The following is a 9,991-nucleotide window of genomic DNA, read 5'->3' on the forward strand; positions in this document are numbered from 1 at the left end:
GGTCGGGGCTCGCCCGCGGCGCCGGGCGGGCCGGGCGCGGTCGCAGGCTTCCCCCACGGCGCCGGGTGGGCCGGGTGCGGTGCGCGGGGCCGCAGGCTTCCCTGGGCTCGCGCCCCGCCGGCCCGCCCCGGGTCAGCGCACCACGCGCCCGCGCAGCACCACCCGGCTGGGGTCCGCCAGCACCCGCACGTCCTCGCGTGGGTCGGAGGGGTAGACGACCAGGTCGGCGGAGGCACCCTCGTCCAGCCCGGGACGGCCCAGCCAGCCGCGGGCGCCCCAGGTCGCCGCGGACAGGGCGGCGACGGCCGGGATGCCGGCCCGGGTCAGCTCCGCCACCTCCTGGGCGATCAGGCCATGGGCGAGCGAGCCGCCGGCGTCGGTGCCCGCGTAGATCGGCACCCCGGCGTCGTAGGCGGCGCGCACCGTGTCGTAGCGGCGTGCGTGCAGCCGGCGCATGTGGTCGGCCCAGCGGGGGAACTTCGTCTCGCCGCCGGCCGCCAGCTTGGGGAAGGTGGCGATGTTGACCAGGGTCGGCACGATCGCCACCCCGCGCTCCGCGAACAGCGGGATGGTCTCCTCGGTGAGGCCCGTGGCGTGCTCGACGCAGTCGATGCCGGCCTCCACCAGGGGGGCCAGGGTCTCCTCGGCGAAGCAGTGCGCGGTGACCCGCGCGCCGAGCCGGTGCGCCTCGGCGATGGCCGCCGCCACCTCGCCCTTCGGCCAGCAGGCGGCCAGATCGCCCTGCTCGCGGTCGATCCAGTCGCCGACCAGCTTCACCCAGCCGTCGCCCCGGCGCGCCTCCTGGGCCACGTAGGCGACCAGGTCGGCGGGCTCGATCTCATGGGCGTAGTTGCGGATGTAGCGCCGGGTGCGGGCGATGTGGCGGCCCGCCCGGATGATGCGCGGCAGGTCCTCGCGCTCGTCGATCCAGCGGGTGTCGGAGGGGGAGCCGGCGTCCCGCAGCAGCAGTGCGCCGATCTCCCGCTCGGCGAGCGCCTGCTCCTCGCTGACCGACTTCTCGACCGGGCCGTGCGCGTCCAGGCCCACGTGGCAGTGCGCGTCGACCAGGCCGGGCAGCACCCAGCCCTCGACGACCGTGGTGTCACGGGCCGCCGCCCCGGTGGGCCGGGTGTAGCTGATCCTTCCGTCGACGACCCAGAGTTCGTCGCGCACGTCCTCCCCGGCCCCGCCGGATCCCGGCCCGACCAACACCCGTCCCCTGATGTGCAGTACCGCGCTGTCGCTCATGGTTCGCACTGTACGAGCACCACCCCGGGCACGTACACGGCGGTCCGCGCACCCCTCGCCACCACCGCCGAATTCCATCGCTTTCCGAACATATTCAATGAACCTTTTACGACGCCTTTTCGAATGCAGCACCCCGTATTCTCCTGCCCCGTTTCCCGGTCCTTAAACGCCAGGATTTCACTGGCCCCCGACGATGCAATACCGGCGCACCGATGCGACGTTATGAAGCCGTGACATACTCCACAACCCGACTGGTTTGTCCGGGAATTACCACCCAAAAGCCGCTTGTTGCGGATGCTCTCGCGCGCCCGCACGCCCTCGCGTGATAACACGCGGAACCTCTTCCGCGTAACCCCGCCTCCCGATGCAATCCGAGATCTGCATCGGTAAATTGAATTTGCATGACCCCCGCACCAGCTCATCTCGCACAAACCAGCCGAGACGAATTCACGAATATGCCGGAAGGGCTGCGTCTCGACTCCCCCCGCATCGAGGACGGGGCGGCGATCTGGCGCATCGCCCGGGACTCCCGGGTCCTGGACCTCAACTCCTCCTACAGCTACCTGCTGTGGTGCCGCGACTTCGCCGCCACCTCCGTGGTGGCCCGGGACGCCCAGGGCGAGGCCGTCGGCTTCGTCACCGGCTACGTCCGTCCCGAACGCCCCCGCACCCTGGTGGTGTGGCAGGTCGCGGTGGACCACCCGCACCGCGGCCGGGGACTCGCGGCGGCCCTGCTGGACGGGCTCGCCGCCCGGGTCGTCGGGACGGTCGGCGTCACGGGCCTGGAGACCACCATCACCCCGGACAACGCCGCCTCCCACCGGCTGTTCACCTCCTTCGCGGAGCGCCACGGCGCGGACGTCGAACAGGAGGTGCTGTTCCACGACAGCCTGTTCCCGGACGGCGCGCACCAGTCCGAGGTGCTGTACCGGATCGGCCCCCTGGCGCGCTGACCCCTCTCGCCGCCCTCGCCTGAGCCGCTCTCTCCCACCGCACGCTCGCCATTCGCCTCCCAGGAGATCCCTGTGACCATCACCCCCTCGATCGCCCCCTCGCAGCTGCCCCCCGCGCCGCTGAGCGTCTTCGAGACCCTGGAGTCCGAGGTCCGCAGCTACTGCCGGGGCTGGCCCACCGTCTTCGACCGCGCCCAGGGCAGTCATCTGTACGACGAGGACGGCCATACCTACCTCGACTTCTTCGCCGGTGCCGGGGCGCTCAACTACGGGCACAACAACCCGGTCCTCAAACGCGCCCTGATCGACTACATCGAGCGCGACGGGATCACCCACGGCCTGGACATGGGCACCACCGCCAAGCGCGCGTTCCTGGAGGCGTTCCAGGAGATCGTGCTGCGCCCGCGCGACCTGCCGTACAAGGTCATGTTCCCCGGGCCGACCGGCACCAACGCGGTGGAGGCCGCGCTCAAACTGGCCCGGAAGGTCAAGGGCCGGGAGGCGGTGGTCTCCTTCACCAACGCCTTCCACGGCATGTCGCTGGGCGCGCTGGCGGTCACCGGCAACGCCTTCAAGCGGGCCGGCGCGGGCATCCCGCTGGTGCACGGCACCCCGATGCCGTACGACCACTACCTGGACGGCCAGGTGCCGGACTTCCTCTGGTTCGAGCGGCTGCTGGAGGACCGGGGCTCAGGGCTCAACCAGCCCGCCGCGGTGATCGTCGAGACGGTCCAGGGCGAGGGCGGCATCAACGTGGCCCGCGCGGAGTGGCTGCGCGGCCTGGCCGAGCTGTGCCGGCGCCGCGACATGCTGCTGATCGTCGACGACATCCAGATGGGCTGCGGGCGCACCGGCCCGTTCTTCTCCTTCGAGGCAGCCGGCATCACCCCGGACATCGTCACCCTCTCCAAGTCCATCGGCGGCTACGGGCTGCCCATGTCGCTCCTGCTGTTCCGCCCCGAGCTGGACATCTGGGAGCCGGGCGAGCACAACGGCACCTTCCGCGGCAACAACCCCGCGTTCGTCACCGCCACCGCGGCCCTGGACGCCTACTGGGCCGACGGGCAGCTGGAGAAGCAGACCCTGGCCCGCGGCGAGCAGGTCGAGCAGGCGCTGCGGGCGATCTGCGCCGAGCTGCCGCCGCTGCCCCGGCAGCACGCCGCCGGCAGCACGCCAGGACAGCCCGGCCCGGGCGCGAGCTACCGGGGCCGGGGCCTGGTCTGGGGGCTGGAGTTCGCCGACCGCGACCGCGCCTCGGCGGTCTGCGCCCGGGCCTTCGAGCTCGGCCTGCTGCTGGAGACCTCCGGACCGCAGGGCGAGGTGGTCAAGCTGCTGCCGCCGCTCACCATCAGCCCCGGAGAGCTGGACGAGGGCCTGCGGATCCTCGCCCGTTCGGTCCACGAGACCGCCTGACCCCCCGTACCCACCCATCCATCGCGGGCACCGACGCCCGCGAGAAAGGCGAGACGCACCATGATCGTCCGATCCCTCAAGGACATCGAAGGCACCGACCGGCATGTGAAGGCCCGGTCCGGTACCTGGGAGAGCAAGCGCATCGTGCTCGCCGGGGAGCGCGTCGGCTTCTCCCTGCACGAGACCGTCCTGTACGCCGGGACCGAGACCTCCATGTGGTACGCCAACCACATCGAGGCGGTGCTCTGCACCGAAGGCGAGGCCGAGCTCACCAACGAGGAGACCGGCGAGAAGCACTGGATCACCCCCGGCACCATGTACCTGCTCGACGGCCACGAACGGCACACGCTGCGCCCCAGGACGGACTTCCGCTGCGTCTGCGTGTTCAACCCGCCGGTCACCGGCCGGGAGGACCACGACGAGAACGGCACCTACCCCCTGCTGACCGAGGAGGACCCGGACCGAGCGGAGCTGAGCCGATGACCGCGAGCACCGACTGGTACCCGACCCGCGGCGCCACCGAGCGGATCACCGAGCGCCGGGACCCGGTGGTCTGGTCCCCGCCCGGCACCGCCGGCCCCCTGGGCCCCGCCGAGCTGGACGGATTCGACCGCGACGGCTTCCTCACCACGGACCCGCTGCTCACCCCGGAGGAGGTCGCCGGCTACCGGGCCGAGCTGGCGCGGCTGGTCGGCGATCCCGCGGTACGGGCCGATGAGCGCGCCGTGATCGAGCCCAGGTCCGAGGAGGTGCGCTCGGTGTTCGAGGTGCACCGGATCAGCCCGCTCTTCGCGGAGCTGGTGCGCGACCCGCGGGTGGTGGGCCGGGCCCGCCAGATCCTGGGGTCCGATGTGTACGTCCACCAGTCGCGGATCAACGTCAAGCCGGGCTTCGGGGCCAGCGGCTTCTACTGGCACTCGGACTTCGAGACCTGGCACGCCGAGGACGGGATGCCGCGGATGCGCGCGGTGTCGGTCTCCATCGCGCTGACCGAGAACCGCGAGACCAACGGCGGGCTGATGATCATGCCGGGGTCGCACCGGACGTTCCTCGGCTGCGCGGGCGCGACCCCCTCGGACAACTACAAGCGGTCGCTCCGGATGCAGGAGGCGGGCACTCCGTCGGAGAAGGCCCTCACCGAACTCGCCGACCGGCACGGCATCCGGCTCTTCACCGGACCGGCCGGCTCCGCCACCTGGTTCGACTGCAACTGCATGCACGGCTCCGGCGACAACATCACGCCGTATCCGCGCAGCAATGTCTTCATCGTCTTCAACAGTGTGGAGAACACGGCGGTGGAACCGTTCGCGGCGCCGGCCCGACGGCCGGAGTTCATCGGGGCCCGGGACTTCACTCCCGTCCGGTAGACCTCCCGGTCGGGGATCGGGGGCATCCACGGGGTGCGGCGGGGAGGGGTGGCGTGTGTCGCCCCTCCCCGCCGCGCCGGTGCCGGGTCAGCCGCGGTACGGCAGTGCCGCGATCCCCTTCAGCAGCCGGTCGACGTCCTGCGCCGAGTTGTACAGGTGGAACGCGGCGCGCAGGTTTCCCGCCCGGTTCGACACGTACACCTCCTGCTCGGCCAGCGCGGCGGCGGCCTTGCCGAGCCCGGGCACCGCCACGATCGCCGAGCCGGGTGCCGGTACCGGGTGGTGGCCCAGCTCCGTGACGCCGGCCCGGAAGCGGTCGGCCAGCGCCCGGTCGTGGGCCCCGATCGCCTCCGGGCCGAGCTCCCCGAGCAGGGCGAGGGCGTGCCGGGCGGCCAGGTAGGCGAGGACCGCGGGACTCTCGTCGTAGCGGCGGGCGGAGTGGGCCAGCTCGGTGACCGGCCCGTAGCAGCTGTCCAGCGGAACCTCGCCGGCCACCCAGCCGGCGAAGACCGGGGGCAGCTCGCCCAGGTCCTCCGGCACGGTGAGGAAGGCGACGCCGCGCGGGCACAGCAGCCACTTGAAGCCCACGCACACGGTGAAGTCGTAGTCGGCGGCGCGCAGCGGCAGCCAGCCGTTGGACTGGCTGGTGTCGATCAGCGTGCGGGCGCCCCGGGCCCGGGCGGCCTCGGCGATGGCGGCCAGGTCGGCGATCCGGCCGTCCGCCGACTGCACGGCGCTGACCGCCACCAGATGGGTGGCGGGCCGGATCTCCTCGGCCATCCGCTCCAGCGGCACGGTACGCACCGCGAGGTCGGCGCGTACCGTGAACGGGTTGACCAGTGAGCTGAAGTCACCGTCGGCGACCAGCACTTCGGCGCCGGACGGCAGCGAACCGGCGATCAGGCCGGCGTACACCGCGACCGAGCCGCCGGCCGCCACCCGGCGCTCGGGGAGGCCGACCAGCCGGGCGTAGTGGGCGCGGGTGTCCTCCACCGCGGCGAAGGCGTCGTCGAGATAGCCGCCGCCGGCGGTCGCGGCGGTCACCGCGGTGTGCAGGGCGGTGGCGGAACGGAGCGGGATCAGTCCGCTGGAAGCGGTGTTGAGGTAGGTGGTCCGGGGTGCGAACGCGTCTCCTGCCAGGCTCTCCATCCGTCAACTATCTGCCGGGGCGGCGCCCGCGTCCATGGGGGTTTTCCGATCCGATGGGTCAAGCACTCCTTGTCTCTCGGTGCTGAGCTGCGATGTCGCCCCGCCGAAGGAGGGGGCCACCGGGTCGGCCGAGTGGGTCGAGGCGGGCGGCGGCCTGGCCGGGACCGTCCCCGCGGTCCGCCGGCTCCGCGGGTGGCGGAATGCGGTGCGGCGGGGTGCGCCCGCCGGCTTCCGGGTGCCTCGCCGGGCGGGAAGTCCGGCCTCAGGCCCGGTCCCGCTCGGCCGCCCGGAACGGTAGCGTGCGCCCATGACGCCTTCCGAGCAGCTGCAGCGGTACTGGGAGACCACCGGCGCCGGGCACACCTTCACCCACCCGCTCGACGCGGAACTGCTGTCCCGCCACGTCTCCTTCGAGGCGCGGATCCTGGACTACGGATGCGGCTACGGCAGACTCGCCGCCGAGTTGGCCGCGCTCGGCTACCACCGGGTGTGCGGGGTGGATCCGTCCGCGGCGCTGGTGGAGCGCGGCCTCTCGGAGCACCCCGGGCTCGACCTGCGGCGGCTGGCCGGGTTGCCGCTGCCCTTCGCGGACGGGGAGTTCGACGCGGCGCTGCTGTTCGCGGTACTGACCTGTGTGCCTCAGGAGCGCGTCCAGCGGGAGACGGTCGCGGAGCTGGCCCGGGTGGTCCGGCCGGGCGGGGTGCTGTACCTCAGCGACGTGCCGATCCAGCGGGACGAGCACCACCAGGCACGCTACCGGGCGGCTGCGGAGTGGGCCGAGGCGTACGGGGTGTTCGGGATCGAGGACGGCGGGGTCTTCCGGCACCAGGATCCGGTACGGCTGCGCGCGCTCCTGGCCGAGCAGGGCTTCGAGGTGGCCGAGGAGCACGAGGATCCGGTGCCCACCCTCGACGGCAAGGTCGTCACCCGCTTGCAGCTGGTGGCGCGCCGCCGGGCGTGAACCCTGCGGCGACCGCACCGCCCGCGCCGCCGCCGCCGTACGGAACATCCCGATGACGCCGCAGGTCGCGCTCGGGGGACCGCCGCCTTCGAGCCGGGCCGTGCGCGGCGGCGGGGCGGGGCTCCCGGCATGGCGAAGCCCGCGCCGGCGAGGTGCGGCGCGGGCTTCGTGGTCCCGGTTCCGGGGCCGGCAGGCCCCGACCGGGGTGGCTCAGGTGAGGGCCTGGCGGATCGGGTCGATCGCGAAGTACGCGGTGAACAGCGCGGCGGTGCCCCACAGCAGCCAGTGCACCTCGCGGGCCTTGCCGAGCACCGTCTTGATCACCACGTAGGAGACGAAGCCGGCGCCGATGCCGTTGGTGATGGAGTAGGTGAACGGCATGATCGAGATGGTGAGGAACGCCGGGATGGCGATCTCGTACTTCTCCCACTCGATGTGCCGCACCTGGCTCATCAGCAGGAAGCCGACGGCGATCAGCGCGGGCGCGGCGGCCTGCGCCGGGACCACGGTGGCCAGCGGGGTGAAGAACAGCGCCAGGCCGAAGAGGCCACCGGTGACCAGGTTGGCGAAGCCGGTACGGGCGCCTTCACCGACACCCGCGGCGGATTCCACGTAGGTGGTGGCGGAGGAGGCGGAGGAGGCGCCACCGGCGACCGCCGCGACGCTGTCGATGAACAGCACCCGGCCCAGGTTGGGGACCTTGCCCTGCTCGTCGATGAGCCCGGCCTCGCTGCTGACGCCGACCACGGTGCCCATGGTGTCGAAGAAGTCGGAGAGGATCAGCGTGAAGATGATCAGGACCAGGGTGAGCGCGCCGACCTCGTGCCAGGCGCCGAACAGGTCGAACTCGCCGATCAGGCCGAAGTCGGGGGTGTCGACCACGTTGTCCGGCACCTCGGGCACGGTCAGGCCCCAGGCGCCGGGCTTGATGTCGGCGACCTTGTTGATGATGACCGCCAGCACGGTGGTGACCACGATGCTGAGCAGGATGGCGCCCTTGAAGCCGCGGGCCATCAGCGAGATGGTCAGCAGCACTCCGACGCAGAACACCAGGACCGGCCAGCCGGTGAGCTCGCCGGACGCGCCCAGCTGCACCGGGACGGAGCCGGTGTCACCGGGGATGCGGGTGACGAAGCCGGCGTCGATGAAGCCGATGAACGCGATGAACAGACCGATGCCGACGCTGATCGCCTGCTTGAGCGGCTGCGGAATGGCGTGCATGACGGCCTCGCGCAGACCGGTGAGCACCAGCGCGCAGATGATGATGCCTTCCAGGACCACCAGGCCCATGGCGTCGTCCCAGCTCATCTGCGGGGCGATCTGGAAGGACACCACGGCGTTCAGACCGAGGCCGGCGGCCAGGGCGAGCGGCATGTTGCCCGCCACGCCCATGATGATGGTCATGACGCAGGCCACCAGGGCGGTGGCGGTGACCAGTTGGGCGTGCGAGAGGTGGTTCCCGAACTTGTCCTCCGTGCTCCCCAGGATGATGGGGTTGAGCACCAGGATGTAGGCCATGGTGAAGAACGTGGCGATTCCACCGCGTATCTCCCGGCCCAGGTCGGAACCTCGCTCGGACATCCGGAAGAAACGGTCGAGAACCCCGTTCTGTCCGGCGGCCGGTGGCGCCTCTGCCTTGTCGATGACCTGTCTGGCCACAGCGCTGCTCCTCGATTCCTGTACATGACGGCGAGCGGGGGGGTCTGCTGAATTGTGCTCGCCGGACGCATCGATCAGGTTTACGGTGTATTACGAGATCACTCCAACGCACGCGGGCAGCTGGACAGAAGCGCCAAGTCCCATGTGTGCGCGGCGGAAAGAACATTCCTAGCGCCCCACCACCCCCGGGGGGAAGGGCCGGGCGCACTCGGATCTACCGCTGCGGTGTCCGGCGCATGACCGCGTGGGTCCCCGTTTCGTCCCCTGCGGCGGAGGAGTTGACGGTGTCCCAGGAATTGCCGTAGGAGTCCGCGGAGCGGCCGAGTTCGGCCTGGGCGCCGCCGTTCCCGGTGGCGTGGGAGCGCTCGATGGTGACGGTTCCGCCCCAGCCGCGCAGTTCGATCCCGGAGTCGCCGTTGCCTTGCAGCCGGGCGCCGCTGACGACGTTGCCGCTGCCGGAGCCCGAGGTGAAGGCGATGCCGTCGGCGGTCCGGCGGCCGGGGGTCCGGTCGCGGTTGTCGAAGGAGGCGACATCGTGGATGAGGTTGTTCCGGGTGCCCGCGCCGCGCAGCTCCAGCCCGGTGCCGCCGTTGGCGTGCGTGGTCAGGTCGCGGAAGACGTCCCCGCGGCAGGAGGTGCACTCCACCGCGCCGGCCGGGGCGTTGCGGAACTCCAGGCCCGAGACGGTCCAGAAGTCGGCGCGCAGGGACAGCAGCGGGGAGTCGCCGGAGAGCCGGGAGCCGTCCACGGTGGCCCGCTCTCCGCGGTACGCCCGCAGCCGGATCCGGTTGTCCGCGGTGCCGTCGACCGCCGCCCGCAGCGCGGTGGTGGGCCGGTAGGTGCCGCCGCGCACCTCGATGGTGGTGCCCGGCCCGACGTCCGCCAGGGCCTTCTCCAGGGTCCGGTAGGGCGCGGCACGGGTGCCCCGGGCGGTGTCGCTGCCGGTGGGGGCGACGTAGACGGTGCTGGACGCGGCGCTGGCGCCACCCGGGGCGGCGGTGAGGTAGATCCCCGCTGCGGCCGAGGCCACGATGACGACGGTGCCCAGGGGCAGCGTGCGGTCCTTGCGGTGGCGCCCGCGGTGGCGGCGGCGTCTCATGGCAGCTCCTGTCGGTGCGGCGCGATCGCCGTACGCGGGCGGTGGCCTAGGGCGCCCCATGGTACGCGTGAGCACCCCCGCGGTGGCCGGTTCTTGTCCATTGGATGGACGAACCGTGCGGCGGGGGCGGGGGGATGCCGGC

9 protein-coding genes are annotated in these 9,991 nt (G+C 72.1%); 5 read left to right on the forward strand and 4 right to left on the reverse strand.

The features are described from left to right. Positions 1–132: 132 nt before the first annotated feature. Positions 133–1,248 carry an amidohydrolase family protein gene (locus tag E4099_RS23070; protein WP_135341028.1) on the reverse strand — a complete coding sequence of 372 codons (1,116 nt, stop codon included), beginning with the start codon at positions 1,246–1,248 and terminating at the stop codon, positions 133–135. Between the two features lie 401 nt (positions 1,249–1,649). Between E4099_RS23070 and ectA the strand changes: the two genes are divergently transcribed. The 4 genes from ectA (at position 1,650) to thpD (ending at position 4,981) form a co-directional block, all read left to right on the forward strand. Beyond that, a complete protein-coding gene (gene ectA, locus E4099_RS23075; protein ID WP_135341029.1) occupies positions 1,650–2,201 on the forward strand; it encodes a diaminobutyrate acetyltransferase in 552 nt (183 codons plus the stop codon). Between the two features lie 105 nt (positions 2,202–2,306). Then, positions 2,307–3,614: a diaminobutyrate--2-oxoglutarate transaminase gene (gene ectB / locus E4099_RS23080; protein ID WP_135341035.1), complete on the forward strand. Its 1,308-nt coding sequence runs from the start codon at positions 2,307–2,309 to the stop codon at positions 3,612–3,614. 60 nt (positions 3,615–3,674) lie between these two features. Continuing rightward, positions 3,675–4,097 carry an ectoine synthase gene (locus tag E4099_RS23085; RefSeq protein ID WP_135341030.1) on the forward strand — a complete coding sequence of 141 codons (423 nt, stop codon included), beginning with the start codon at positions 3,675–3,677 and terminating at the stop codon, positions 4,095–4,097. Continuing rightward, the gene (thpD, locus tag E4099_RS23090) at positions 4,094–4,981 is read left to right on the forward strand and encodes an ectoine hydroxylase (protein WP_135341031.1); all 888 of its coding nucleotides are present in this window, start codon (positions 4,094–4,096) and stop codon (positions 4,979–4,981) included. The genes E4099_RS23085 and thpD overlap by 4 nt, the downstream gene beginning before the upstream one ends. Positions 4,982–5,068: 87 nt before the next feature. Here the strand turns inward: thpD and E4099_RS23095 are convergent, their stop codons facing one another. Then, positions 5,069–6,130 carry an aminotransferase class V-fold PLP-dependent enzyme gene (locus E4099_RS23095; protein ID WP_135341032.1) on the reverse strand — a complete coding sequence of 354 codons (1,062 nt, stop codon included), beginning with the start codon at positions 6,128–6,130 and terminating at the stop codon, positions 5,069–5,071. Between the two features lie 307 nt (positions 6,131–6,437). Between E4099_RS23095 and E4099_RS23100 the strand changes: the two genes are divergently transcribed. After that, complete coding sequence (locus E4099_RS23100) at positions 6,438–7,091, forward strand: class I SAM-dependent methyltransferase (protein WP_135341033.1); 654 nt, start codon at positions 6,438–6,440, stop codon at positions 7,089–7,091. 210 nt (positions 7,092–7,301) lie between these two features. On the opposite strand, the gene E4099_RS23105 is transcribed toward E4099_RS23100, so the two are convergent. Together E4099_RS23105 and E4099_RS23110 are read right to left on the reverse strand one after the other, a co-directional pair. Then, positions 7,302–8,672, reverse strand: a complete 1,371-nt coding sequence (locus tag E4099_RS23105) for an NCS2 family permease (RefSeq protein ID WP_135341036.1) — start codon at positions 8,670–8,672, stop codon at positions 7,302–7,304. Between the two features lie 292 nt (positions 8,673–8,964). Then, entirely contained in the window at positions 8,965–9,849 is an 885-nt protein-coding gene (locus E4099_RS23110) for a right-handed parallel beta-helix repeat-containing protein (RefSeq protein ID WP_135341034.1), read from the reverse strand. Positions 9,850–9,991 lie beyond the last annotated feature (142 nt).

This window comes from Streptomyces palmae (assembly GCF_004684805.1).
Taxonomy (GTDB): domain Bacteria; phylum Actinomycetota; class Actinomycetes; order Streptomycetales; family Streptomycetaceae; genus Streptomyces; species Streptomyces palmae.

Bases quoted from the DNA above. Each gene is read 5' to 3' on its own strand.
- E4099_RS23070 (WP_135341028.1), bottom strand. From the start codon at position 1,248: ATGAGCGACAGCGCGGTACTGCACATCAGGGGACGGGTGTTGGTCGGG.
- ectA (WP_135341029.1), top strand. From the start codon at position 1,650: ATGACCCCCGCACCAGCTCATCTCGCACAAACCAGCCGAGACGAATTC.
- E4099_RS23085 (WP_135341030.1), top strand. From the start codon at position 3,675: ATGATCGTCCGATCCCTCAAGGACATCGAAGGCACCGACCGGCATGTG.
- thpD (WP_135341031.1), top strand. From the start codon at position 4,094: ATGACCGCGAGCACCGACTGGTACCCGACCCGCGGCGCCACCGAGCGG.
- E4099_RS23095 (WP_135341032.1), bottom strand. From the start codon at position 6,130: ATGGAGAGCCTGGCAGGAGACGCGTTCGCACCCCGGACCACCTACCTC.
- E4099_RS23100 (WP_135341033.1), top strand. From the start codon at position 6,438: ATGACGCCTTCCGAGCAGCTGCAGCGGTACTGGGAGACCACCGGCGCC.
- E4099_RS23105 (WP_135341036.1), bottom strand. From the start codon at position 8,672: ATGTCCGAGCGAGGTTCCGACCTGGGCCGGGAGATACGCGGTGGAATC.
- E4099_RS23110 (WP_135341034.1), bottom strand. From the start codon at position 9,849: ATGAGACGCCGCCGCCACCGCGGGCGCCACCGCAAGGACCGCACGCTG.